We start from the raw sequence: 25,202 nt of genomic DNA on the forward strand, positions 1-25,202 counted from the left end.
CTAATTATAATAAAAAAACCTTGCATCTATTGGAGTTAGAAATTATGTTTTGTTTAAGTTGTATATACATTTAAATTTTAACACTGTTTTAAGGTAAGCAAGATGACCAAACAAACGATTGCTCAAAAGCGTTTTCGTGCCGGTGAAGTGAAGGCCGCCACAGGAACAAAGTTGACGGCTAAATCTTGGTTCACTGAAGCACCTATGCGTATGCTGATGAACAACCTTGACCCTGAGGTGGCAGAAAACCCAGAAGAACTCGTGGTTTATGGTGGTATTGGCCGTGCTGCTCGTGACTGGGAATGCTATGACAAGATTGTTGAATCGCTAAAAGAATTGGAAGAAGACGAAACCCTATTGGTTCAGTCTGGCAAACCGGTGGGCGTTTTCAAAACCCACAGCAATGCGCCACGAGTATTGATTGCCAATTCCAACCTCGTGCCCCATTGGGCAAACTGGGAACACTTTAACGAATTAGACGCAAAAGGCTTGGCCATGTACGGCCAAATGACCGCCGGCTCTTGGATCTACATCGGTAGCCAAGGCATAGTGCAAGGCACCTACGAAACCTTCGTAGAAGCCGGTCGCCAACATTATGATGGCAAACTGACAGGTCGTTGGGTGCTAACGGCAGGCCTAGGCGGCATGGGCGGTGCTCAGCCACTTGCGGCTACGTTGGCGGGCGCTTGTTCGTTGAACATCGAATGCCAACAGAGCCGCATCGATTTTCGTTTGAAAACCCGCTATGTGGATGAACAAGCAACCGACCTAGATGACGCACTGGCGCGCATTAAAAAATACACGCAAGCAGGCGAAGCGGTTTCTATTGCCTTGTGTGGCAACGCCGCTGAGATTCTGCCAGAAATGGTCAAACGAGGCATACGTCCAGACATGGTGACCGACCAAACCTCGGCCCACGACCCTTTAAACGGTTATTTGCCTGTCGGCATGAGCTGGGAAGAATACCGAGAGAAAGCCCAAACCCAGCCAAAAGACATCGTCACCGCAGCCAAACAATCCATGGCGAAACACGTACAAGCCATGCTGGACTTTCAAGCCATGGGTATTCCTACTTTCGACTATGGCAACAACATTCGTCAAATGGCCATGGAAGAAGGCGTGGAAAATGCCTTTGACTTCCCAGGTTTTGTGCCAGCCTATATTCGACCTTTATTCTGCCGTGGTATTGGCCCTTTCCGTTGGGCGGCCTTATCGGGTGACCCAGAAGACATCTACAAAACCGATGCCAAGGTAAAAGAACTAATCGCCGATGACGCACACCTACACCATTGGCTAGACATGGCCCGTGAACGCATTCAATTCCAAGGCCTGCCAGCGCGTATTTGTTGGGTCGGTTTGGGGCAGCGGGCAAAACTTGGTCTAGCCTTTAACGAAATGGTACGCAGCGGTGAATTATCTGCTCCTATTGTGATCGGTCGTGATCACCTGGATTCTGGTTCGGTGGCTAGCCCAAATCGTGAAACCGAAGGCATGAAAGATGGCTCTGACGCCGTATCCGATTGGCCGCTACTGAATGCTTTATTGAACACAGCCTCTGGCGCGACATGGGTGTCTTTGCACCACGGTGGTGGTGTCGGCATGGGCTTCTCTCAGCATTCTGGCATGGTGATTGTGTGTGACGGCAGCGACGACGCAGCGGCTCGTATTGCTCGTGTGCTTCATAATGACCCGGCGACAGGGGTGATGCGACATGCGGATGCCGGTTATGACATTGCGATTGACTGCGCCAAAGAGCAGGGATTGAATTTACCCATGGCAATTAAATAACGGATTGCAGACATCCAAACAAGTATGAAAACGCCGACCAGCCTACATCCATGTAGGCAATGGTCTACCGCGCCTATCCATGGGCGTCGCTTTTTTCACACCTTGCTTGGGTTAGCGAGTTTTCTTAGCGTTCAATGTATTAGAAATAGTTAACGCGATGCGATATAAAATTTGAGGAATATCATGTTTGAATTAACGATTAAGCCGGGTCAATTAACCCTAAATGAATTGCGCCAGATTAGCCGTCGTAAGGTGAAATTAAGCTTAGACCCCAGTGCGATTCCAGCCATTCACGCCAGCACCCAAGTCGTAAACGATGTGATTGCAGAAAACCGCACGGTTTACGGTATTAATACCGGTTTTGGTCTGTTAGCCAATACTCGTATTGCTCCAGAAGATTTAGATGAGCTACAACGCAGCATTGTCTTGTCCCACGCCGCTGGTATTGGCGAATTGATGGAAGACAAAACCGTTAAACTGATCATGGCGCTTAAAGTGAACAGCCTTGCCCGTGGCTTTTCGGGCATTCGTCTAGAAGTGATCGAAGCCTTGTTAACTCTCATCAACAAAGAAGTGTATCCCTGCATTCCGAAAAAAGGCTCTGTCGGTGCATCGGGTGATTTAGCGCCTTTGGCTCACATGAGCACGATTTTACTTGGGGAAGGCAAAGCCCGTTACCGTGGTGAGGTTATTTCTGGTCAAGCGGCCCTGTCTATTGCTGGCCTCGAGCCCATTACCTTGGCACCAAAAGAAGGTTTGGCTCTGCTTAATGGTACTCAAGCCTCAACAGCCTTTGCCCTAGAAGGCTTGTTTGAAGCAGAAGACTTATTCGCTTCTGCTATCGTGTGTGGTTCCTTATCGGTTGAAGCGGCCCTAGGTAGCCGTAGCCCTTTCGATGCACGTATTCATGAAGTGCGCGGCCATCAAACACAAATTGATTCTGCGGCCGCGTATCGTCATTTATTGGGCGAAACCAGCGAAGTGGGCAACTCCCATGAAAACTGTGAGAAAGTCCAAGACCCTTATTCATTACGTTGCCAGCCGCAAGTCATGGGCGCATGCTTAGAGCAAATTCGTAGCACGTCGAGCGTCTTATGCGTGGAAGCCAATTCCGTCTCCGATAACCCATTGGTTTTTGCAGAAGAGGGCGACATTATTTCGGGTGGTAACTTTCACGCAGAACCTGTGGCCATGGCAGCGGACAACCTTGCCTTGGCAATCGCTGAAATTGGCAGCTTATCAGAACGTCGTATGGCCTTATTGATCGACAGTAACCTGAGTAAATTACCGCCGTTCCTCGTGGACAATGGCGGCGTAAATTCAGGCTTCATGATCGCACAAGTGACCGCGGCGGCATTGGCGAGTGAAAACAAAAGCTACGCACATCCAGCGTCTGTAGACAGCTTACCCACCTCGGCGAACCAAGAAGACCACGTTTCTATGGCCACATTTGCAGCGCGTCGATTGAAAGACATGGCAGAAAATACACGCGGTATCTTGGCAGTAGAAATCTTATCTGCGGTACAAGGGCTGGATTTCCGTGCACCATTAAAAAGTAGCGAACGTTTAGAGCAAGCGCGTACGACACTTCGTGCTCGTGTGCCTTTTTATGATAAAGACCGTTATTTCGCGACAGACATTGAAAAGGCTAATGAGCTGCTACTAGAAGCGGCCCATAATGACAGCATGCCAGCCGATCTGTTACCAAGTTTAATGGCATAGGGTGTCTTGATGCGCTTTTCGAAAACAGACGATACGCCTTTGGTTCTAGACAGTTTGTGGACTGGCGCTCATGTGGCGACCATGCAAAATGGGCACTACAGCATTATTGAGGATGCGGCCATTGCTGTATCGGGTGGCCGTATTGCTTGGCTTGGCAAAGCGAGTGACTTACCTGCTTATGAAACTCAGCAAGAACATGATCTGGGCGGTGGCTGGGTCACTCCGGGCCTGATAGATTGCCACACACACTTAGTGTTTGCTGGCAATCGCGCAGGGGAGTTTGAACAGCGCTTGAATGGCGTGAGTTACCAAGAGATCGCCAAGCAAGGTGGTGGCATCGCGGCTTCTGTCAACGCCACCCGAAAAGCCAGCGAAGCGGAACTCATCGCCAGTGCAAAACGTCGTCTGAAAAGCCTAATGGCAGACGGCGTGACCACGGTCGAGATTAAATCCGGCTATGGCTTATCTCTTGATAGTGAATTGAAAATGCTGCGAGTGGCTGGGGTGTTAAGCGATGAGCTCCCAGTGACCATCAAACGTACCTGCTTAGCCGCCCATGCCATGCCGCCAGAATACGACGACAAAGACGCGTATATCGACTACCTATGCCATACCATGCTGCCAAAAGTCGCCGAGCTCGGCATGGCCGATGCCGTCGATGCCTTTTGTGAAGGCATCGCCTTTAGCACAGCACAAGTACAGCGTTATTTTGAAACCGCGCAAGCATTGGGTTTACCCGTAAAAATTCACGCAGAGCAATTGTCACCTTTGGGTGGAGCTCGTATGGCGGCTTCCTTCAAAGCCCTATCGGCAGATCACATTGAATTCATCGAAGAGGCCGATGTAAAAGCGATGGCGGAAGCGGGAACGGTTGCGGTGTTATTACCCGGCGCCTTCTATACTCTAAAAGAAACCCAGCGTCCGCCAATGGATTTACTGCGACAATATGGTGTCCCTATGGCCATTGCCACAGACGCCAATCCGGGCACCTCGCCCGCCTTGTCATTGCGCTTGATGATGAATATGGCCTGTACCTTGTTTGGTATGACACCAGAAGAGTCTTTAGCTGGTGCCACACTCCATGCCGCCCAAGCATTGGGTATGAGTGATTCCCATGGCTCGTTGGAAGTAGGGAAAGTCGCGGATTTTGTTTGTTGGGAGGTGGAAAGCCCGGGTGAACTTTGTTACTGGTTAGGAGGTCAACTGGTTAAGCAGCGCATTCAGCAAGGAATAATTACGTGATGAACCAAGTGGAACGACAGTCTTTATGTAGCAACATAGACGACCCTTTTGATTTTTTGAAAGGCGATACGCCGCTGTTAATCAGCATGCCTCATTCGGGGGTGAATGTGCCCTCTGAAATCGTCGCAGGGCTGACCGAACAAGCACAAAAATTGCCTGATACCGACTGGTTTATTCCTGAGCTCTATGGGGATTTAGCGTCGCTTGGGGTGAGCTGTATTAAGGCTAATTACTCCCGCTATGTGATTGATCTTAATCGACCTGTAGACGATAAACCGCTTTATACTACTAAGACCACAGGGCTCTTTCCTGACATATTGTTTGATGAAAGCCCTGTTTTTAAAGAATCGGTTGCCCCTTCGGCCGCGCAACGAAGCTATTATAAATCTGCCATTTGGCAGCCTTATCACAGTGCCATAGCGACAGAATTAGCTCGTTTAAAAGCCAAGTTTGGCTATGCCATTTTACTGGATGCCCACAGCATCGCCGCGCAAGTCCCTATGTTGTTTGAGGGCACACTTCCTGACTTTAATTGGGGCACGAATCAAGGGCAATCTTGTTCTGTTGCTCTATTGGAAAGTGCGCAAAATTGTCTTTCTAGTCAGTACAGTCAAGTGGCCAACGGCCGCTTCAAAGGCGGCTACATCACCCGCCACTTCGGCCAGCCACGCTCCGGCATTCATGCCATCCAACTCGAACTTTCCCAAGCCACTTATCTAAACGACGAACTGGCGAAACAATCCACATACCAACTGGACGACAGCACACTTCCCGTGATCCAGCAGCAGTTACAAGCGCTGGTAGAGGCTTTACTTAATACTAAGTTGTGAGGTGTTATTAACTTCTTGTTTTTGATATGGCGTGCTGCCAAAAGTGGCTACAATGTAAAGTGATATTTGAGTATTCTGTATTTTTCTGATGTTTCTGCAATGAATTAAGAATATTTTTATAATGAAGCTCAATCATGTCAAGGAAGACAGTTATGCCAACCATTTCGATGTTCTATGGGATTATAGTACGTATGTATTACTTCGATAACCAGCAACATAAAAGCCCTCATATTCATGTGTATTATCAGGAAAATGAAGCCATAATTAATATTGCTAGTGGACTTATTCTAGAAGGGAGTTTACCTAAACCAAAGCAAAAGCTTGTCGATGCTTGGGTTGAAATCCATAAAGATGAGTTGATGGCAGACTGGGAGTTAGCTGTGAATGGCGAATCCGTGTTTAAAATAGATCCTCTTAAATAAATGTGTCCTATGAATCCTAACGTTATCCATGTAGAAGTGATGAACACTTACCATCTTAAACTGACATTCGAAAACGAAGAAGTACGTGTGTTTGATGTTGCTCCATTTCTGGAAAAAGGCATTTTTCAGGAGTTGAAGGAGATGAGTTATTTCAAGCAGGCGTCAGTGGCTTTTGGGGGGATACAATGGCCTCACGAGCAGGATTTCAGTAAGGATACGCTGTATTTATTAAGCTCACCTGAAATTGCCTGAGGTTGCTTGAAGAAGCCTTTTTAATGTTAGTGATTTACCGCTCTTCAATCGACGTGACTTGTAGCTTGCAGCCAAACACGCCTAATAATTTAGTAATAGTTTCGAGCTTGGGGTTGGCGTTTTCTGAAAGGGATTTATACAGGCTTGCGCGGGTCACGCCGGCTTCGTTGGCAACCTGTGTCATGCCTTTCGCTTTGGCGGCAATGCCTAAACTGTGAAGCAAATGCTCTGCGCTACCATCTTCGGCAGCGGCGGATAAAAAGTCTCGTATGTCTTCATCGGTTTCAAGGTAGCTTGCCACATCAAAGGCCGTTGTGTTTGTCATGATGCCTCTCCTTTAAGGTAATTCACTCATTAGGGTTTTGGCTTTTTCAATATCTCGTTTCTGGCTGGATTTATCGCCACCAGAAAGGAGAATGATGATTTGACCGTTTCGTTCTGTGAAGTAGATGCGATAACCTGGGCCAATAAAAAAGCGAAGTTCGCTTAATTCCCCTTCTATTTGCTTACAGTCACCGAAGTATCCCTCGCTTTCAATCCGGGCGATTCGGTTTAATATCTGAATCTTGGCGTTAGTGTCTTTTAGTTTTTGTAGCCATTTATCAAAAAATCCGTTTTTCTGATGTTGTATAAAACAGTCGTCATTTGTTGAATGACACTCTCCCTATTCTCATCATTTCGCAAACAGTTGTCCCATGTCTTTAAAGGCTTTGAATTCTAGGGCGTTGCCGCAGGGGTCGAGGAGGAACATGGTGGCTTGTTCGCCCACTTGGCCTTTGAAACGTATGTAAGGTTCGATGACGAATTGTATGTTTTGTGAGGTGAGGCGTTCTGCTAGCTCTTCCCATTGCTGCCATGTGAGTACCACGCCAAAGTGCGGCACAGGGACGTCGTGTCCGTCTACTGGGTTGGTGGTGGCGTTTTCTTGGCTGGGGGTTTTTGGGTGGTGGTGAATCACTAATTGATGACCAAAAAAGTTAAAGTCTACCCATGTTTCAGCTGAGCGACCTTCTTCTAAAGCAAATACATCACGGTAAAAAACACGGGCTAATGGAACGTCATAGACGGGAATAGCTAGGTGAAAAGGTTGTAAGCTCATGGTGATCTCCTATAAATACGTAAATAAATAGTCTCATATCAGTGACGATAGTTGTTCCACAATAACGATTATTTACGTTTCTGCTTGTTTGGTGTTGCTATAGTGATAAATTAATCAGTTTTCAATGTCTGAAATGGCGTCTAGGTAGGGATGGTATGGCTGAGTTTGTTGTTTTAGGAGCTGGGATGGTTGGGGTGAGTAGTGCCTTAGCGCTGCAAGCTCATGGGCATAGCGTGACCATTATTGATCGTACCCAAGCTGGCTGTGAAACCAGTTATGGTAATGCGGGTATTATTCAGATGGAGGCGGTGCAGCCTTACGCCTTGCCAAGAGACTTATTAACGCTTTGTAAATATGCTCTTGAAATCAGTAACGACGTGACTTGGCGTATGGATGGTGCGTTGCAAATGCTGCCTGCATTATGGTCGTATTTTAGGCATTCATCGCCTGCGAAGCACGCCCAAATTTCCCAGTATTATTCTCGTTTAATTCGTTCTTCAACGGCAGATCATGCCGGTTTGATTCGTGATTCTCAAGCTGAGCATTTGATCTCTCGTGATGGACTTGCCATCTTACTACGGGATCAAAAAGAGTTTGATAAAACAGCGAAAAAAGCAGATTTTTTACTGAATGAATATGGGGTGACGTCACGTATTTTAGATGGGGGACGTTACCAAAAAGAAGAGCCCGCTTTGAAAAAAACGCCCGCTGGTGTGGTGCACTTTACGCAAAGTTGGAGTTGTGCATCGCCCGGAGATTTAACCCGCGCTTATTTTGATTTATTTGTGTCCCGAGGCGGTAAATTTGTCTCGGGTGATGCGAATACCTTGCAGCAGAGTGCAAGTGGTTGGCAGGTGCATACTGATGAGGGGGAATTGAGCGCGGAGCAAGCCGTGATTGCCTTAGGGCCTTGGTCACCTGAGGTATTGAAGCGTTTTGGTTATCGTATCCCCATGGTTTATAAGCGTGGTTACCATGGTCATTATGATGCACCGCAGCGGCTTAAACGTCCTTTTCTTGATGTGGCGAATGGTGTGTTAGCGGCACCCATGACAAAAGGCTTGAGGGTGACCACCGGCGCGGCGTTGGTGCCACACAATTCGCCTGTGGATACGAAGCAATTAGAGCGTGGAGCAAAGGCTTTAAACGAGATAATAGACGTGGGTGAACGCGTGGCAGAACCCCAGTGGGTGGGAACGCGGCCTTGTATGCCGGATATGCTGCCTTTGGTGGGAGAAGCTCCGAATCATAAAGGCTTGTGGTTTCATTTTGGCCATGGTCATCAGGGTTTTACCCTTGGGCCAACGACCTCGGCTTTATTGATGGATATGATGAATGGCGAGTGTAGTGAATTGATCAGCGCGCTCTCACCAGAGCTGCGTTTGTCTTGATACCCTTGCTTGGGCAGACATGGTTACAATATAAAAAGGACAGATGAGAATGTATCACCTGTCCTTTTTGTTATTGAGAAAACCTGATGAGATTAGGTTTTAACGTGCTTTTAAGTAGTTAAGCATGGTGTCCGCATCAGACACTTCAAATGGGTCGGCTGGTGCGTCATCTTGGAAGCCGGCTTCAGAGAACATTTTTTTGATTGCGCCATCTTCTACGTACATGGCGTAGCGCCAGCTGCGCATGCCGAAACCTAGGTTGTCTTTCTTCACTAGCATGCCCATTTGACGGGTGAAGTCACCATTGCCGTCTGGTAGCAAGAACACATTTTTGGCATTTTGGCTCTTGCCCCACTGGTACATGACGAAGGCATCATTCACTGAAATACAAATTACGGTATCAACACCTTGTGCTTTGAATTCTTCATAGAGTGCTTCGTAGCGTGGCAAATGAGAAGTGGAGCAGGTTGGCGTAAAAGCACCCGGTAAAGAAAAGACGACAACACTTTTGCCTTTGAAAAGGTCGTCTGTGCTGACATCTTTCCATTCAAACGGATTTGGACCACCAAGGGACTCATTACGAACACGGGTTTTAAATACGACATTAGGGACAGTTGTTGGCATGGTTTTTCCTTTCTTTTTTAAGATGAATAAATAAGGCTGATTAGTGGGCTAGTTAGCTTTTCAAAAAGCCTCGTTCCTGCAAGAAGCTTAGCATATGTTCGCGTTTCTTTTTTTGCACAGCGGTAGCGGTCTGTTCTGACCAATTGCTGCTTTTCTGATTGCCACCTCGACTTTGATAGTAAGCTTGCATCTGCGCATCGTAGGCTTTGACGTCAGTTTCGCAGCGACTGCTATCGTAGCGATCTTGGTGAAGAATCACTTCCACCGGTAGGCGTGGTTTTAAATCTGGTGTGGCATCAGGCCAACCTAAGCATAGTCCAAAAATAGGGTAGACTTGATTGGGTAGGTTAAGCCGTTCGGCTACCTGTGCAGGGTCATTACGAATACCACCGATAAAGACGGCACCAAGACCAATGGATTCGGCTCCCAGCATCAGATTTTGTGCCATGAAGGTGGCGTCGGTAGTCGCCGCGATGAAGTGTTCTGTATTGCCTGCTAACTTTCCTAAGCCCTGTTGTTCGCTGCAATATTCTACGCGAGTGAGGTCTGCGCAGATCACCAGGAACTCCGCAGCAGATTCGACCCATTTTTGTCCGCCAGCTAGGGAGGCAATTTTTTGGCGATTCTCTTTGTTCGTCACTCGTATCAAAGAATAGGCTTGGATAAAGCTAGACGACGCTGCACCCTGTGCGCATGCGATAAGTTGCTGTAACAGGGCTGGTTCAATTGCTTGATCAGTATATTGGCGAATGGATTTGTGGGCTAACTGGGCTTCTAAAATCGGATTCATAGTAGGTTATCGTCTAGAAAATATTGAACAGTGATACTAGTTAATTAGGTTGAACTGGTCAAAACCAATAACCTTGATCATTATTAAACGGACAGCTATTTGTGTACTTATGCGATTTATGGAAGAAAAAAGTAAACTTTTTTCACTTTTATGTATCCAAAACTGAGTATGAAACGTACAGACTAATACCGATTCATTCACATGGAGAAAATAGAATGTCTATTCAGCCTTTGCACACCAGATCTAACGATACGATTCCTCAAGAAGCCTTTGATTGGTATGACGAATATGCCCATGGCGACATTGACCGACGTACCTTTCTTGCACGCCTTGCCGCGATTGGCTTAACCTCTGCGGCTGTCGCGGGTGGTTTGATTCCTAACTATGCACTGGCAGAGCAGGTTTCATTTAATGATGCGGACATTGTGGCCAGTTATGCGGAATTTGATTCCCCAGACGGTTTAGGCAGTGGACGCGGTTATCTTGTTTTGCCCAAAAATAGACCTGCAAAAACTGCTGCGGTTTTGGTGGTACATGAGAACCGTGGTCTTAACCCTTACATCAAAGACGTCGCTCGTCGCTTAGCAAAAGAGGGTTATATCGCCTTCGCCCCTGATATCTTGCATACCTTGGGCGGTTATCCGGGGAATGATGATGAAGGTCGTGCTATGCAGAAAAGCTTAGACAAAGCTAAGGTAGAAACGGACTTTATTAATGCGGCGAGCTTCTTGAAAAACCATGAATTAACCACGGATAAACTAGGAGTGGTGGGTTTTTGCTTCGGTGGTTATGTGAGTAACATGCTAGCGGCACGCGTGCCTGAAATGATCGATGCGGCTGTGCCTTATTATGGTACACCGGCAAAACCTGAATACATCAAACAAATTAAAGCGCCTATGTTGCTGCAATATGCAGAGCTAGATAAGCGGGTAAATGCCTCGTGGCCGGATTATGAAAAAGCCCTGAAAGCCATTAACGCGGATTACACCGCGTATGTTTATCCAAAGACGAATCATGGTTTCCATAACGATTCTACCTCGCGCTATGACGAAAAAGCCGCTGAGTTGTCATGGAAGCGTACGCTTGAGTTCTTTAATAAACACTTGGCTTAAAGTAAAAGAGTGGATGTATGGGCAAGGAGGTTAAAACCCCTTCGCCCATTTTTTGTATTTTCAGTTGTCAAAACGCTTAAAAATTAACGAGGTATTGATTCCGCCGAAGGCAAAGTTATTGCTCATAATGTAGTCGGTTTCTATTTCTCGCCCGTTTCCTGTGATGTAATCCAGATCACCACATTCTGGGTCTATCTCTGTCAAATTGACGGTTGGACAGAACCAGTTGTTACGCATCATTTCGATGCTGCACCAAGCTTCTAACGAGCCACATGCGCCTAAGGTGTGTCCTGTGTAACTTTTTAATGAGCTGATTGGCACAGTGCTACCCATTGCTTCCGCAGTGGCGAGACTTTCTGCAATATCGCCACGCTCAGTGGCGGTGCCATGGGCATTAATATAGCCAATGTCTGACGCCAAAATATGAGCGTCTGTTAAGGCGAGATCGATGGCTTCTTTCATTGTTTCCGCATTGGGCTGAGTAACATGGCTGCCATCTGAATTGGTGCCAAAGCCGATGATTTCAGCATAGATGGTTGCGCCACGATTTTGGGCGTGTTCGAGCTCTTCTAAGATTAATGTACAACCGCCTTCGCCAATGACCAAACCGTCGCGGTTTTTGTCAAAAGGGCTGGGTGTGAGATGAGGAGTATCGTTGGTGACGCTGGTGGCATATAGGGTATCGAAGACGGCTGACTGAGTAACACATAAGCCTTCAGAGCCACCTGCAACCATAGCGGTTTGCATGCCATATTTAATGGCTTCGTAAGCGTAGCCTATGCCTTGGCTACCAGAGGTACAGGCGCTGGATGTGGTGAATACACGGCCTTTTAGCCCAAAATAGACGCCAATGTTCACCGGTGCCGTATGTGCCATCATTTTTATGTAGGAGTTTGCGTTTAAACCATCAGCCGAGTGATTGGTTAGCATGTTGCCGAAGTCGATGAAGGATAAGGTGTCGCCAGAGGAAGAACCATATGAAATACCAACTTGACCACTTTTTAAGATTGGGTCATTAAGCAGACCTGCGTCTTCTAAAGCTCGCTCGGTACTGTATACCGCCAGTTGGGCGACACGACCCATGCTGCGTAAATCTTTACGTGAGTAGTGCTTAGGCATTTTAAAGTCTGTAACTGGGGCTGCTAAGCGAGTATTTAAGCCATCGTATTTGTCCCATTCTTCCATGTGAACAATACCAGTATTTAGATTCTTTAAATTAGAATAGATGGTGTCCCAATCATTTCCTATGGGAGAGAAACCAGCCATTCCGGTTATTACTACTCGTTTCATATTAATGCATACCGCCATTTACAGAGATCACTTGTCGCGTTATATAACCCGCATCTTCAGACATTAAAAAGCTGATGGTACCAGCCACTTCGCTGGTACTTCCTGCTCTTTGCATAGGAACCATTTTTAACGCTTCTTCAAGAGGGATGTGTTCAGTCATGTCGGTTTCAATTAAACCGGGGGCAACGCAGTTAACGGTGATTTTTCGTTTCGCTAATTCTACCGCCAGTGCTTTTGTCGCGCCGATTATACCAGCTTTGGCAGCGCTGTAGTTGACTTGTCCGCGATTACCCATTTCTCCAGAAACCGACGATAACGTGACAATCCGGCCTGCTTTGCGACGTCGAATCATTGGCATGACGACAGGGTGAAGGACATTATAAAAGCCATCTAGATTGGTACGTAGTACCTCGTCCCATTCTTCCGCTGGCATAGCGGGAAAGGCATTGTCGCGCGCGATTCCAGCATTGCAAACCACACCATAATAGGCTCCAAAGGCTTCAATATCATGCTCTAAGGTATCGCAGGCCAGTTTTCTATCGGTTAAGTCGAACTGTAAAATACGGACCTCCCTTCCTAGTTCTTTAATTTGTTGAGCAATCACTTCGGCTTCATCTATTTTGGTACGGCAATGTAAGACGATATCGTAGCCATCCTTTGCTAACCGTAGAGCAATGGCCTTGCCAATGCCTCGACTAGAGCCAGTCACTAATATGGTTTTATTCACTTTTTTCACCTTGTAAGAATTCACTAGCATTGTCGGGTTGGAAGACATTTAATCGGCCGCTGGCATCACAATGCTCACTGCTCAGGGTGCAGTCAAAAGACCCTAAGCCATTTTCTGCTTGCAGGTTTACGTTAATTTTTATGGTTAGCGTGGACCCAGTAGGAAAATACTCTGCTGAGCTGCTGTATTTTCTTGTGCCCAGTAGAAATCCCAGTTTTGGTTTGCTGCCAGCTCGGCGCTCCTGCAATCCTGAATAAGCACCAATAGCTTGGGCTAAATATTCCAGCCCCACCCAAGCAGGCACGCCCTTTTCATCAGCAAACATGGAGTCAGGTCGAATATCGACTTCGGCTAATAGCCAGTCTTCGCCATGGTCTACGATACGAGTCAGTAAGCTCATGCGCCCAGAATGAGGTACCAGATCCTCTACGGTATAAGTAGATGTCATGATGTTTTTCTCAAAATGAGGGAAATATTGTTGCCGCCAAAGGCAAAGGAATTACTTAATGCGTAAGAGATTGAGCTGTGCTGCGCACCCTCGCTTAAGCCAATGTTTGGTAAATTTGGGTCTTGGCAACCATCCCATAGGTGTTTGGGGATAAAACTTTCAGTGAGTGATAACCAACAAATGGCGGCTTCCAATGCTCCTGCCGCACCAAGCGTATGCCCTGTAAAGGGTTTGGTGGAGCTGCAAGGAGTGTTAGCACCAAAGACTTCGGATACCGCTTTGGATTCCATTTGGTCATTGAGCTGAGTGGCTGTGCCGTGAAGGTTGAGATAATTTATTGCTTGAGAGTCAATATTAGCGTCTTTTAAGCAAGCCAACATGCAGCGAATGGCACCCGCACCGGAAGGGTCTGGTGCAGAAATATGATGGGCATCGGAGCTTTCTCCTACGCCAGCGAGTTCTATGGCAGACTTTTCTTTGGAGACTAAAAAGAGCGCGCCAGCTTCACCAATATTAATGCCATTACGGTTTTCGCTAAACGGATTACATTGTTGTTCACTGACAGCTTCTAGAGAAGCAAAGCCTTGCACGGTTAATTGACACAATGTGTCTACACCACCAGCAATAACCGCATCACAGATACCGGAACGAATCAGCCGTCGAGCAGAAGCCAGCGCTTTTGCACCGGAAGAGCAAGCGGTTGAGATACTGAAGGTCGGGCCGCAGGTGCCAAGGGCAACAGCTAAGAAGCGTGCTGTCGCTCCCATTTCTTGCATGCGGTAGTCGAAGCCTGCAGGCATTTCTCCAGATTCTGCGTGTTCGCGCAAATAGACTTCACTGTCGCTGATGCCTGAGGTGGAAGTGCCAATAATTACCCCGATGCGATGTTTACCGTATTGGTTAATGGCAGCTTTTATATCCGGCATTATTTTTTGCGCCACGGCCCAAGCTAGTTGGTTGTTACGGCTTTGATATTTTGCATCGTCTAGTGGAATCTCTGGGAGCGTTTCCTGAATTCGTCCGATCGGCAGTGGCGGGCCACTATGATAGTCCTGAGACAAATCCAACACAGGGTTACCGTGTAATAAACGTTGTTTTATATCATCTGGATGACTGCCTAAGGCGCTCATCATTGCCATGGAATTAAGGAAGCATGGCTCCATAGGGTAAGAGTTCACTGAGCTAGCTCCTCTTTTTCGAATGTATCAATGTTTACTTGGTAATCATCGGCATAATTAGTGATGTTTGTTTTATCACCGTTCAGCTCTACTTTCAGTCGCAGTTGAGCCTTGTAATATAGGCTACGGAGGTTAGGTGATATTTCTACTCGCCAGCCAAGGTTAGATGGATAGGACTCTTTCACCTTGCCTTCTGGCCACAAGGTAAATTGGATCATGGCGAGAATGTCTTTGCTGGGCAGTTCTATTCCTGCTTCATTTTTTTCTTTAAAATTTTGCCCATCATATTCTAGGTACAAAAAGGACTGCCCTGTAGGGAGTAGTGCCACAAGCTTGGTTTGTTGCTCGGTAAAACGAGTAATTGCAATAAATTGCTTTTCTTGCTCGTGCTTTTTGAAGGTGACACCTTGTTTTAGAACTTGCGTCGGCGTTCCAGCAACCGGGGCTAATAACACCAAATTAGGTACAGTTTGTTCGATAGGTGTGAATAGACTGCATCCTGTTAATGCCACACTGATGGAGATTAGAACAACTTGTATTAACCTCGACATAATTCGGCCAACGCTTTTAATCTAGTAGGAGTTTTGACGTAAGGGTTTTTGGTGTCCCAAGCATAGCCAGCAAGGATAGAGCTAATCATGCCTTCAATCGCGTCTGACTTTTCTTCCTTAAAAATAACATCTTGTAAACTGCCATCGTACCAACTTTCGACAAATACTCTGAAGGTATCAATGCCTTTTTGTAGCGGCTGGGCATATTGAGCTTGCCAATCTACAGTCTCACCTTTGAGTTGCTTGTTTAATACTTGGGCGGCTAGCGTAGCCGATTTGAGTGCTATGGTGACACCGGAAGAGAAGACAGGGTCAAGAAATTCACCGGCATTGCCGAGCAGGGCAAATTTATCGCCATACAGGCTTTTTACATTGCAAGAATAGCCATCCATTTTACCTACGTCGCTATCAAACTGGGCATTCGCCAGAGACTTATTCATCAACTCTGTTTTGCCTATGTAGTGTTGCAATAGCGCTTTGTTATCTTCGTTGTGGTTATCATAAAGCTCTCTTGGTAAGACCACACCAACCGATGCTCGACCATTGCTAAAAGGAATCAGCCAATACCATATTTCCTTGTTTTCGGGGTGTACTGAGATAAGTATCTTGTTACGGTCAAATTGTGGATCGGTAATCTGATCCTCGATATGCGTAAATAGAGAAACCCTAGGGGATAATGCGGAGTCTTTTTCTAACGCTAAAAGTTTTGGCAAGACACGACCAAAGCCGCTGGCATCGAGTACAAATTTCGCTGTCACTTTATAAGTGTTAGTTGCAGAAGAAACGCTCAGTTGTACTTGCTCATTATTTTCTTCAAATGCCGTTACACTATGGCCATAGCGTATATCCGCTCCTTTCGCTTGAGCGCAATCGGCCAGTACTTTATCAAATTGAGCCCGCTGGACTTGGTAAGTGGTGCCCCAACCCGGAGAGAATTTTTTTCTAAAATCAAAATAGCTGTAGGTATCTTTTTCTGAAAAGGCCGCGCCGTTTTTGTACTGGAATCCTGCTTCAACCACAGCTTGCAACATACCAGCGGCTTCTAAGAATTCCATGCTTTGTGGCAATAGGCTCTCACCTATTGAAAAGCGCGGAAAGTGTTGTTTTTCGAGTACCAGTACGTTGTGTCCTTGGTCAACTAATAGTGATGAAGCCATGGCTCCGGCTGGGCCAGCGCCAATAACAATGGCATCAAAATCTGCTTTTAGTTCTTCCATTTATAATTTCTCCAATCGAGTTGACTGCATTAAAGGTGATATCAACCAGATGAGAGTCAAACCCGGTAATACAATAATGCCAAAGTGATATAGAACAGGGGTTTGACTGAGTGCCAGTAAACCGAAGGCGAGTAAGCTGGTCACTGTCGACAATGATACCGCTAACCACGTATGTGGACTGTTTTTTGATTCTTGTAAGAAGATCCCCATATCGAGACCGATGCCAAATACCAGCATTAGCGCGATTAGGTTGAATAGGTTGTAGCCTCCGTTTATTGCCACCGCAATGCTTAGGGCTAAGACAGAGCCGGCAATAGGTGGCAGCATGACGCGCCACACGTTCAATCGATAGCGGAAAAACAGCATGATGGTGATAACGCCATAGGCGATCATTAACCAGTCGGTCATTTTGGCTCGATAACGGGCTAGGGTGTTGCTGATGTCTTCAACTTGGTTTACATAATCGACATTGGGCGTTGAGAGAGCGATGCTTTTCAGCTGTGCTGTGGTCGCTGTTGGCATATTGCCGATTATTTGAACGACGGAAGAAAACTCGCCAGAAGCATGCTGGATGAGCAAGCTTCGCCAAGGTGCGCTGATCGGCATATTTAACCATTCATCCGCGGTTAAGTTGGGCTGGTTTTGATCTAAAGAGTGAGAAGCCAAGCTTTTTTGTTGCTCAGATAAACCGAGTTTACCGAGATAGTTTTCCAATTCGGTTTGATAGAGCTGATTGACCAGTTGTTGGTTTTGCTGCTGGCGTTGCAAAGACGGCAATGACTGACTGATTGATTGATAGCCAAGTAGGGCTTGTGATGTCACTAGAGGGTCAAGCCGTTGTCTGAGCGCTTCTTCCTGTTGTAACAGGCTTTCCATGTTATTGGCAGACACCATTAAGAAAGCCGAATTAACATTGTTCCCTAACGCTTGTTGAACATGCTGGTCTTCTTTCAATAACGAGGAAGGAGAAGTCTGTAGCAAACGAATGCTGTCTTGGGTTGGTGCGAAATAAACCAGTCCGGCCGTGACAGATATCAAACATGCAACCAGAAAAGCCCCCATGACAGGGTATTGATCCAGTCTCGGAAGCGTCTCTTTCCAGTGATTTAATATTCTAGCCGCAGGCAATAGGGCTGTTTTTGTGTTCGGCATGGTAACTGGCAACCATAGGATAACGGTCAACCAAGCGGCGATTAATCCGGCGCAGGAGAATACGGCGATCTGTTGCAAGCCCGGAAAAGGCGTTAGTGCTAAACCACCGTAGGCGAGCACACTTGAAATCAAGCCTAAAAGCAGCCCAATGAAAAGCTTTTTAACCACACCTTCACTATGTTCAAGGCTATTTTCACACACCAAGTGCATAGAATAATCTACTGCGACTCCAACCAAGCCCGCGCCAAAGGCGATGGTGATAAGGTGAACTCTATCAAAGCATAGAATGGTGACAGAGATAGCCACAAGGCAGCCAATTGCGACTGGAAATAACACTTGGAAGAGCGGTCCAATTCGGCGGAAAACCAAGCAGATAATGAGAGTGATGCCCAGTATTGAGCCGACCCCAATGGTAGATATTTCAGATTTCGCTTGTTCCGCCCCTTTCGCAGCATGCAGTAATAAACCTGAGTAGGAAACACGTGCACCTTGTGTTGCTAGGTCTTTCTTGATGGATTCCAGCACGGGCATGATTTGCGCTTGAGTCGGCAGGTCAAAAGGGTTCTGGTGTAATGCTAAGATGAGCAGATAACTGGGCTGTTGGCTTTCCGTTAAACGTAATAGACCCTCTTCTGGTTTGACCTTGATACCGCTCTTTTGTGTCAGTAAAAGGTCGCTGTATAAAAAGAATGGGTCTTGAATTAGGTCTGCTTTTCCAGCTCCGATAGGAGAAAATAGCTGGCTTAGGGCGAGTTGCTGTTGGCTTTCATAGTCTTTAGTGAGCAGGCGCTGGCGCACAGCATCACTGAGTATTGAAAAACGATAAGCAAATAGATTGTTAGATTGAGCGTTTGCTTGATCCGCTGACGCAGTGATGCTTACTCGGTCTTTTAAGGTGGCCAGTTGAGCGATGGCTTCTGTTGTTGCCGCTTTAGCGGCTTCTTTTTGTTCTGCTGACACCAGAATGAAAACATGATTAGCATAGCGTTCGGCTTGTTCTTGCTGCACTTCTGACACCAAAATACGCTGCTCATATTTTGGTAGCAAGGCCATGATGCTGGTATCAAAGGCCGTTTGTTTTGTGAGTGCCAATAGGCAAATAACAAAGAACAAAGCGGCCCAGCCGACAGCGGCTAATTTAAGGTTTAATCTCATCGTTATGGCTGCAGCTGACTAAAGTCTATTTGTGTTCGGTTACCTTCCGCTTCATACAATGTGATGTGTCGTAGGTATTGGTCGCCTTGTAGGATTATCTTGTTGGCAAAGCTGCCAATGTTGGCATTTAGCGGTGTTAATGTGGCTTGCCATTGTCTATCTGCGACTTTTGTATTGACGGTGAAATAGGTTTCTAATACTTGCCATTGGGCGGTCATGACGGCAAAGAATATGTCACTCAGAATGGCCACTACAGGATTGGAGCCACTGTCCATTTTGTTGACCTGTTTGCCATTTTGATAATTGGACATGGTTTCAGGTGTCAGTTTTAACCTGCTGTCGATGGGCGTTAGGGTATGCCATGTGATTTCCTTGTCCCGTAAATAATGAAACTCACCTGTCGAACGTAGTGAAGTATCTAGTTGTGCTAGATATTTTGCTTGAGTGAAAGTACCCGACAGGGTGTTTGGTGTGCTGGTGATGGCTTTTAATTCATCAAGACTCGCTGCCGATGTAAACAGGCTAAAAGAGAGAACCATTAGACTGAGACAGTACTTTATCATTGTGGGATTCCTAGTTTTTCAAACAGAATACTTGGGGAAAAAAATTGCATTTCACCGGACTCAATATCAACGGCGACTTGAACCGTGGAAGCCTTAGTTAATCGCTTTCCGCTTTCTGCATCAAAAATCAGATAATTCACTTTTAAGCGGTTTTCCCATTCGACTAGGGTGGCGCGGACCTTGATTTTTTGTTGAAATTTTAATGGCTGAGCATAGCGAATGTGCATATCAATGACAGGCCAAACGTAGCCAGTTTCTTCCATTTCAGAACAGTTGTAATGAATTAGATCCATCATTTTACAGCGTGCGATTTCTAAATATTTAGCGTAATGCCCGTGCCATGCGACGCGCATCACGTCGACATCGTGAAAAGGAATTTCCAAGTCTATTTCTGTTTCAATCATTGCTTTCCCCTATATTTTCTCAGCGGTTATTTTTTGGCTGATGCTTCGTCTGAGCTGGGATTGGATTGCCAAAACGGAAAAAAATTAAACCACTGTAATGGCGCCAATAGGCAGTAGTGCTCTAAACGTCGGGCATAGCGAGTGACTGCCTCTTCTAATTTTTGCTGTCTTTCCTTACGATGGCAGGCAAGGTCTTCTGAGAAAGACTCCACATAAATATGATAGCTAGCATCCTGTTTTAAACAGAACATTAAGTACACAGGGCAAGCTAAGAGGCTGGCTAGGATAAAAGGGCCCTGTGGCAGAGCCGCTTTGCTGCCTAAAAAATCGACATGAGAAACTCGACCACCACCATTAACTGGCGTTCTGTCACCTGTAATGACGACGTATTCCCCATTAGCAACTCGCTCAGACAGTATCATTGCGGTAGCTGGTGTTATCTCGGTGACCTGCATGATGCTAAAGGAGGCCTTGCTCTTTGTCTTTTGCATCATCTTGTTAAATTTTTGTGCATGCTTAGTGTGAACCAACATAGTGACTTTAACGTCTGGTAGCTGGTTACCTATTGCATTGCAAATTTCGGTGTTACCAAGATGGGAAACCACAATAATGCCGCCGCGTGAATCAAGCTTTATTTTTTTAAAAGCCTCTGCGGTTTCAAAGACAATATCTTGTTTTTCTATTTGCCCCATCCAGACTAAGAACTTGTCTAATAGCATTTCTCCAAAGGTGAAAAAATGGCGTAACGAGGTCATTTTTTTCTGTTTTTCTATGGGGAAAAAAGGCGCTATTTTCGTTAAATATTCTTTTGATGCCGCTCGGGCAGAAGCATTTTTAATATAAAAATAGAGAATTACGGGGGCGAGAAATAAGCGAAAACCTGTATGACCAAATAACTGGTAACAGGTTAAGAGGATTTTCATGCCAAGTATGGAACTGGTTTCCGTTATGTTAGACCAATGTTGAGGGCGATCAGCCATTAAACTTTCTCCATAGCAAAGGGGGCAAGCGCCATACCATGCCGAAAAATAGGCGAGTATGCATCCATGAGATAAGTAGGTTGTCTTTTACCGCATTAAAGTGAGATATGCCATTCTCTGGGTAGCGAACCCTGGTCGGAATGTTTTTTACTGGGTGCCCTGTCCATATCCAACGCACTATGATTTCTGTATCAAAATCCATACGGTCGCCGCAAGGGGATTTATTGAGCTGTGCACAGATCAAATGTAGTGGGTAAACACGAAAGCCGCACATGGAATCCTTGATAGTAAAAGAGAGCGTATTTATCCATACCCAAACGTGCGTTAAGTAACGAGCATAATAGCGGTGACGAGGAACACTCTGATCATAGATAGGGTAACCGCTGATGATGCTGGCGGGGGACAGCTCCGCTGTACGCATAAAAACAGGGATATCAGTGACATTATGTTGCCCATCTGCATCCACTTGCAAGGCGTGGCTGAAACCTTGTTCTAATAGATATTTCATGCCAGATTTTACGGCTGCCCCTTTGCCACTGTTGGTGTTTAGGTGCAGTAAGTGTACGGATTCATTATGTCTGTTAGCCAGTGTTTGAAGCACCTTGGTACAGGCTTCAGAGCTACCATCATTCACTAAAACAATCGGATAACCATAGACTAAAACTTCGTCTAAGGTTGTTGATATGGCGTCTTCATGATTGTAGACAGGAATAATAATCGCCGGCTTAAAATTATTATTCGAAACAGATTCGTCCACTGGAGTGCACTCCTTTGCTAGAAAGGTACTGGAAGGCGAGACGATTTTTCTTTGGTAGAAACTCAAGCTTCAAGGTGACTTCTGAATCGGGGAAAATAATTTGCTGAAACTTAATTGCTTCTAAGCGGACAAATTTTCCAGAAAAAGCGAAGACTTTTCTACCGTAATGTTGTGCCCAATGGGTTTGTGCAATGCCAGGTAAGATAGGGTTGCCATCAAAGTGGCCCTCAAAATAAACTAATTCCGCTGGTATATGAAAAGTAAATTCGCAGTGATTGTTTGAGTGCTTGCGATCTAGCTCGGTTGGCCATTTTGGCTGAACTGGCTGGAATAAGGTTTGTAGTGATTCCATTGGGAGTTTGCCCTGCTGGTTATAGGGTAATGCTTTTACAAAGCGCCACCGTCTTGGTAGTAGTACAGGCTCAAAGGATGCTTTTAATTGCGTCTTAAGTTGCGTTGCGAGCCATTTTTCAGATCTTTGTTTGAGTAGGGATAAGCCCAAGTTGCTTAATTCGATGACAACGGCGACTTCTTCCCGTTTTCTGACAACAACCAATGCTTTTGCTGTGTGGACCCATTCGCTCTCTTCAAGGCACTTTTCTAGTTTGGCAAGCGATAAGCGTTTGCCCTCTACTTTTACAATACGGTCTGTTCTACCTCGTAAATAAAAGCGGTCTTCAGCAATTTGCTCAATATTATCCGATAACGCTTGATACTCTGGGGCAATATGAGCGCCTATCGCTAGAAAACGGCCCGATGTCGAGGTGGCTTCTAGTTTAACGTTAGGCAATAGGGTCCAGTAATCTTGGTCTTTTTTAGATTGGTTTCGCCATGCTAGCGCGCCGGTTTCAGAACTGCCATAAATTTCAAATATGGGGGCATTTAGCAATTGAGCGGCGTAGAGGCTGTCTTCATATTTTAATGGTGCCGCAGATGAAATGGTTGCCTCGCATTTGCCTGCTAAGCCTAACCAGTCAAGTTGGTCGTTTAAGCGTTTCAGGTGAGCGGGTGTAGAAATCAAAATGAAGCGCTCACACTGTGTGGCTAGGTGGTAAATGTCCTCGGTAAATGGACAATGTTTAGCCTGAAATATCTGTCCTTTTACTAATGGCCAAAATAGTCGAAAGGTTAGGCCGAAAAGGTGTTGATGGGTGACCGTTGACAGCACCATGGCAGAGGCTGAAAGCGGCCATAGTAATTCTAAAGACGCGAGTTCATGATCAATTTGCTCAAGCGTTCTGATGATGGGCTTAGGTTCACCGGTAGATCCTGATGTGTAAACTTCCAGTGCCGGAAAGCTCTTTTCTAAGGTGTTCCAAAGAGGCTGGGCCAAGCTGTTTTCATCAAAACCGTCCGCCAGTTGCCATACGCTAGCTTGATCACCAACAAGACTAAATTCACCAATAAAGCCCGCGACGTTTGCACTCAGGCGTGTGACGGTTGCTTCGCAGTTATCACTGGGAATACAAGCCATGCATTTGGAGTGCCATAGGGCAAATAGAATCGCTAAAAACTCAATTGCATCGTTGTGATACACCGCCCACTTTTGTTTCGGGACGAGTGGCAGGCGTGTTTGCCAAGCTGCTACCTTGGTGCAAAATTGTCTTTTGCTGATGACTTGGCCGGCCAGTATGGCAATAGGCTTGTCATTTGTGTCTGATAACCATGTAGAAAGCTTTTTCATAAACGGCGTTTAACTCGATAGCGGATAAGCCATTCACCAGAAACCAATGTGCCTATCAATATGTATGCTAAAAAACCATTGTAAAACAGCCATGTTTCGTTAGATGTCCATAGGGCTGTGAAGAAAGCGATGCTGCCATTAATGGCAAAAAATGCACACCATACTTGAGTTACCTTTCTGGTATAGGCGACTGCCTCAGGAGGCAAGTCTGGCTCTTTTAAGCGGGCGAGCTTTTCAACGATGCTTTGTTTGGCATAAAGGCTGCTGCTAAACAGGATTAACATGGCTAGGTTGACGGTCACAGGGTACATTTTTAACCCTTCTAGATCCCCTATGAAATAAGCAATGACTAATATTGCTAGGGCCGAAAAAATAAGGACTTTACGCATGCTGCTTTGTTTTTCTATGCGCCATCTTAATGCGAGTAGCACGACGAGAAAATACAGGACTACACTCGGTTCAAAACGATTAAGCCCAAAGTACACAATAAAAGGGTACGAAATCGTGATGATGACCAGAATGCTTTTGAGTAACATGGTACAGCCTTAAGATGTCATTAGTTTTTCAACAGCAGTCACAACATCTTCAACCGTTCGGACCATTTTGAAATCTTCCGGTTTGACTTTTTTTCCTGTCATCTTCTTAAGTTCAACGACCAAGTCGACGGCATCAATACTATCAATATCCAGATCTTGGTATAAATTTGAGCTTGGTGTTATGTCTTCTACAGATAACTCAAACAATTCCGCTAGGATATTGCATACCCTATTGTAGACTTCTTGGTTAATATTCGTCGTGCTCACGAGTTTGTTCCTCTGTGTGATTCAACCAGTGCGGCAAGAGCGTTGATGCTCGCAAAGTGATCATGGGTTTCTTTTGAATCCGCTTTCAATTTAATGCCATATTGTTTTTGTAGTGCGAGACCAATTTCTAAGGCATCAATTGAATCTAGGCCAAGGCCTTCTACGAAGAGTGGTTCTGCGTCATCAATTTCATCTGCTTCTATGTCTTCCAGATCGAGTGCTGTAATGATCATTTCTTTTAGTTCTAACTGTAAGTTAGCCATTTAACTTTAACTCCGAATTAAAATAGTTCGTTAGGTCATAGGTCAGTTTTCTTGCTGCGACGGAGGGTGAGCTTCCATCTAGGTAATCGCTTATTGCGATCTTGTTTTTTACCCGAATCGTAAAATGTGCACGTTTTTTAGGGATCTGATACCAGCGGTCACTTTTTGTCAGTGTCGATGGTGTGCAGTTAATTATAACTGGTGTAATGTCTGCTTGAGTGCGGATAGCAATATTTGCCGCACCGCGTTTTAGTGTTAAAGCTTGCTTGGGTGTTGACCGAGTCCCTTCGGGAAAAACAATTAAAGCGTGATTCTTAGAAAAAGCCTGAGAGGCCATGTCGATTACTTCTTCGTTATTTTCATTAATAATGTACCCTGCGGTTTTTATCGGACCTCGGGTGAAAGGGTTTTTAGCTAATTTTCCTTTTACAACACAGTTTGCATTGGGCACGAAAGCGATTAAAAAAACCACATCAATTAACGATGGATGATTGGCTAGGATCAGTTGAGCATCCTTTAATTTAGATAGGTCTTTCGTTTCGTAACTGAGCACACCGAGTGTTCGCATCAGCTCAATGTAGAAGTGAAAGGCATGGTGAATAATGGCCTGTGCTCTGCCTTCACGAACTAAAGTCGTCGCTGGAAGACAATACAAAATAGGTATGGCGATAATGGGCAGTAAAATGCCCCCCAGTCCAAATATAAAGAAACTAAACGCAGTAGCGAGCCAGCGCCAACAATATTCTATGTTACTCAAC

At 45.7% G+C, this 25,202-nt stretch carries 29 protein-coding genes; 8 read left to right on the plus strand and 21 right to left on the minus strand.

Annotated elements, in window-relative coordinates; translation table 11 throughout:
* Positions 1-102 precede the first annotated feature (102 nt).
* From hutU to I8J31_RS13425, 6 genes are all read left to right on the plus strand, one after another.
* On the plus strand, positions 103-1,788 hold the full coding sequence (gene hutU / locus I8J31_RS13400) for a urocanate hydratase (RefSeq protein ID WP_199469088.1): 1,686 nt from the start codon (positions 103-105) through the stop codon (positions 1,786-1,788).
* Between the two features lie 183 nt (positions 1,789-1,971).
* The gene (gene hutH / locus I8J31_RS13405) at positions 1,972-3,510 is read left to right on the plus strand and encodes a histidine ammonia-lyase (protein WP_199469089.1); all 1,539 of its coding nucleotides are present in this window, start codon (positions 1,972-1,974) and stop codon (positions 3,508-3,510) included.
* A gap of 9 nt (positions 3,511-3,519) precedes the next feature.
* The gene (hutI, locus tag I8J31_RS13410; protein WP_199469090.1) at positions 3,520-4,752 is read left to right on the plus strand and encodes an imidazolonepropionase; all 1,233 of its coding nucleotides are present in this window, start codon (positions 3,520-3,522) and stop codon (positions 4,750-4,752) included.
* Positions 4,752-5,582, plus strand: a complete 831-nt coding sequence (hutG, locus tag I8J31_RS13415) for an N-formylglutamate deformylase (protein ID WP_199469186.1) — start codon at positions 4,752-4,754, stop codon at positions 5,580-5,582. Before hutI ends, hutG begins: the two co-directional genes overlap by 1 nt.
* A gap of 152 nt (positions 5,583-5,734) precedes the next feature.
* Positions 5,735-6,004 (plus strand): type II toxin-antitoxin system toxin DhiT, encoded by a 270-nt coding sequence (gene dhiT, locus I8J31_RS13420; RefSeq protein ID WP_199469091.1) that lies wholly within the window; start codon positions 5,735-5,737, stop codon positions 6,002-6,004.
* A gap of 9 nt (positions 6,005-6,013) precedes the next feature.
* A complete protein-coding gene (locus tag I8J31_RS13425; RefSeq protein WP_199469092.1) occupies positions 6,014-6,256 on the plus strand; it encodes a DUF2442 domain-containing protein in 243 nt (80 codons plus the stop codon).
* 34 nt (positions 6,257-6,290) lie between these two features.
* Here I8J31_RS13425 and I8J31_RS13430 read toward each other — a convergent pair whose 3' ends face one another.
* Genes I8J31_RS13430 through I8J31_RS13440 form a run of 3 tightly spaced genes read right to left on the minus strand, consistent with a single transcriptional unit; the run spans position 6,291 to position 7,355 of the window.
* Positions 6,291-6,581 (minus strand): addiction module antidote protein, encoded by a 291-nt coding sequence (locus tag I8J31_RS13430; protein WP_199469093.1) that lies wholly within the window; start codon positions 6,579-6,581, stop codon positions 6,291-6,293.
* Positions 6,582-6,593: 12 nt separating this feature from the next.
* Positions 6,594-6,887: a type II toxin-antitoxin system RelE/ParE family toxin gene (locus tag I8J31_RS13435; protein ID WP_199469187.1), complete on the minus strand. Its 294-nt coding sequence runs from the start codon at positions 6,885-6,887 to the stop codon at positions 6,594-6,596.
* Between the two features lie 42 nt (positions 6,888-6,929).
* Complete coding sequence (locus I8J31_RS13440; protein ID WP_199469094.1) at positions 6,930-7,355, minus strand: VOC family protein; 426 nt, start codon at positions 7,353-7,355, stop codon at positions 6,930-6,932.
* A gap of 155 nt (positions 7,356-7,510) precedes the next feature.
* Here I8J31_RS13440 and I8J31_RS13445 point away from each other — a divergent pair, with 155 nt between their 5' ends.
* Positions 7,511-8,746, plus strand: a complete 1,236-nt coding sequence (locus I8J31_RS13445; protein WP_199469095.1) for an NAD(P)/FAD-dependent oxidoreductase — start codon at positions 7,511-7,513, stop codon at positions 8,744-8,746.
* A 99-nt stretch (positions 8,747-8,845) separates the two neighbouring features.
* On the opposite strand, the gene I8J31_RS13450 is transcribed toward I8J31_RS13445, so the two are convergent.
* Both I8J31_RS13450 and nfsA read right to left on the minus strand, forming a co-directional pair.
* Complete coding sequence (locus I8J31_RS13450) at positions 8,846-9,370, minus strand: peroxiredoxin (RefSeq protein ID WP_199469096.1); 525 nt, start codon at positions 9,368-9,370, stop codon at positions 8,846-8,848.
* A gap of 52 nt (positions 9,371-9,422) precedes the next feature.
* The gene (gene nfsA / locus I8J31_RS13455) at positions 9,423-10,160 is read right to left on the minus strand and encodes an oxygen-insensitive NADPH nitroreductase (RefSeq protein ID WP_199469097.1); all 738 of its coding nucleotides are present in this window, start codon (positions 10,158-10,160) and stop codon (positions 9,423-9,425) included.
* A gap of 215 nt (positions 10,161-10,375) precedes the next feature.
* Here nfsA and I8J31_RS13460 point away from each other — a divergent pair, with 215 nt between their 5' ends.
* On the plus strand, positions 10,376-11,272 hold the full coding sequence (locus I8J31_RS13460; protein WP_199469098.1) for a dienelactone hydrolase family protein: 897 nt from the start codon (positions 10,376-10,378) through the stop codon (positions 11,270-11,272).
* 60 nt (positions 11,273-11,332) lie between these two features.
* Here I8J31_RS13460 and I8J31_RS13465 read toward each other — a convergent pair whose 3' ends face one another.
* The 16 genes from I8J31_RS13465 to I8J31_RS13540 are packed head-to-tail and all read right to left on the minus strand — an operon-like array spanning position 11,333 to position 25,201.
* Positions 11,333-12,562, minus strand: coding sequence for a beta-ketoacyl-ACP synthase (locus I8J31_RS13465; protein ID WP_199469099.1), 1,230 nt, complete (start codon positions 12,560-12,562; stop codon positions 11,333-11,335).
* Position 12,563: 1 nt separating this feature from the next.
* On the minus strand, positions 12,564-13,289 hold the full coding sequence (fabG, locus tag I8J31_RS13470) for a 3-oxoacyl-ACP reductase FabG (RefSeq protein WP_199469100.1): 726 nt from the start codon (positions 13,287-13,289) through the stop codon (positions 12,564-12,566).
* Positions 13,282-13,737, minus strand: coding sequence for a hotdog family protein (locus I8J31_RS13475; protein WP_199469101.1), 456 nt, complete (start codon positions 13,735-13,737; stop codon positions 13,282-13,284). The genes fabG and I8J31_RS13475 overlap by 8 nt, the downstream gene beginning before the upstream one ends.
* Positions 13,734-14,915 (minus strand): beta-ketoacyl-[acyl-carrier-protein] synthase family protein, encoded by a 1,182-nt coding sequence (locus tag I8J31_RS13480; protein ID WP_325101207.1) that lies wholly within the window; start codon positions 14,913-14,915, stop codon positions 13,734-13,736. Before I8J31_RS13480 ends, I8J31_RS13475 begins: the two co-directional genes overlap by 4 nt.
* A complete protein-coding gene (locus I8J31_RS13485) occupies positions 14,912-15,466 on the minus strand; it encodes a DUF3261 domain-containing protein (RefSeq protein ID WP_199469102.1) in 555 nt (184 codons plus the stop codon). The genes I8J31_RS13480 and I8J31_RS13485 overlap by 4 nt, the downstream gene beginning before the upstream one ends.
* Positions 15,454-16,683 (minus strand): NAD(P)/FAD-dependent oxidoreductase, encoded by a 1,230-nt coding sequence (locus I8J31_RS13490; protein ID WP_199469103.1) that lies wholly within the window; start codon positions 16,681-16,683, stop codon positions 15,454-15,456. The genes I8J31_RS13485 and I8J31_RS13490 overlap by 13 nt, the downstream gene beginning before the upstream one ends.
* Positions 16,684-18,990, minus strand: a complete 2,307-nt coding sequence (locus I8J31_RS13495) for an MMPL family transporter (RefSeq protein ID WP_199469104.1) — start codon at positions 18,988-18,990, stop codon at positions 16,684-16,686. It abuts the gene before it with no gap.
* Between the two features lie 2 nt (positions 18,991-18,992).
* Positions 18,993-19,553, minus strand: coding sequence for an outer membrane lipoprotein carrier protein LolA (locus I8J31_RS13500; RefSeq protein WP_199469105.1), 561 nt, complete (start codon positions 19,551-19,553; stop codon positions 18,993-18,995).
* Positions 19,550-19,957, minus strand: coding sequence for an acyl-CoA thioesterase (locus I8J31_RS13505; protein WP_199469106.1), 408 nt, complete (start codon positions 19,955-19,957; stop codon positions 19,550-19,552). Before I8J31_RS13505 ends, I8J31_RS13500 begins: the two co-directional genes overlap by 4 nt.
* Positions 19,958-19,983: 26 nt before the next feature.
* Complete coding sequence (locus I8J31_RS13510; protein WP_199469107.1) at positions 19,984-20,937, minus strand: lysophospholipid acyltransferase family protein; 954 nt, start codon at positions 20,935-20,937, stop codon at positions 19,984-19,986.
* Positions 20,930-21,694, minus strand: coding sequence for a glycosyltransferase family 2 protein (locus I8J31_RS13515; protein WP_199469108.1), 765 nt, complete (start codon positions 21,692-21,694; stop codon positions 20,930-20,932). Before I8J31_RS13515 ends, I8J31_RS13510 begins: the two co-directional genes overlap by 8 nt.
* Positions 21,672-23,378 (minus strand): ApeI family dehydratase, encoded by a 1,707-nt coding sequence (locus I8J31_RS13520; RefSeq protein WP_199469109.1) that lies wholly within the window; start codon positions 23,376-23,378, stop codon positions 21,672-21,674. The genes I8J31_RS13515 and I8J31_RS13520 overlap by 23 nt, the downstream gene beginning before the upstream one ends.
* Complete coding sequence (locus I8J31_RS13525) at positions 23,375-23,914, minus strand: COG4648 family protein (protein WP_199469110.1); 540 nt, start codon at positions 23,912-23,914, stop codon at positions 23,375-23,377. The genes I8J31_RS13520 and I8J31_RS13525 overlap by 4 nt, the downstream gene beginning before the upstream one ends.
* Before the next feature lie 9 nt (positions 23,915-23,923).
* Positions 23,924-24,181 (minus strand): acyl carrier protein, encoded by a 258-nt coding sequence (locus tag I8J31_RS13530; RefSeq protein WP_325101208.1) that lies wholly within the window; start codon positions 24,179-24,181, stop codon positions 23,924-23,926.
* Positions 24,178-24,444, minus strand: a complete 267-nt coding sequence (locus I8J31_RS13535) for a phosphopantetheine-binding protein (RefSeq protein ID WP_199469111.1) — start codon at positions 24,442-24,444, stop codon at positions 24,178-24,180. The genes I8J31_RS13530 and I8J31_RS13535 overlap by 4 nt, the downstream gene beginning before the upstream one ends.
* Positions 24,437-25,201 carry a lysophospholipid acyltransferase family protein gene (locus I8J31_RS13540; RefSeq protein WP_233402772.1) on the minus strand — a complete coding sequence of 255 codons (765 nt, stop codon included), beginning with the start codon at positions 25,199-25,201 and terminating at the stop codon, positions 24,437-24,439. Before I8J31_RS13540 ends, I8J31_RS13535 begins: the two co-directional genes overlap by 8 nt.
* Position 25,202: the final 1 nt, after the last annotated feature.

The sequence above is a fragment of the Marinomonas transparens genome, from assembly GCF_016463975.1.
Lineage (GTDB): Bacteria > Pseudomonadota > Gammaproteobacteria > Pseudomonadales > Marinomonadaceae > Marinomonas > Marinomonas transparens.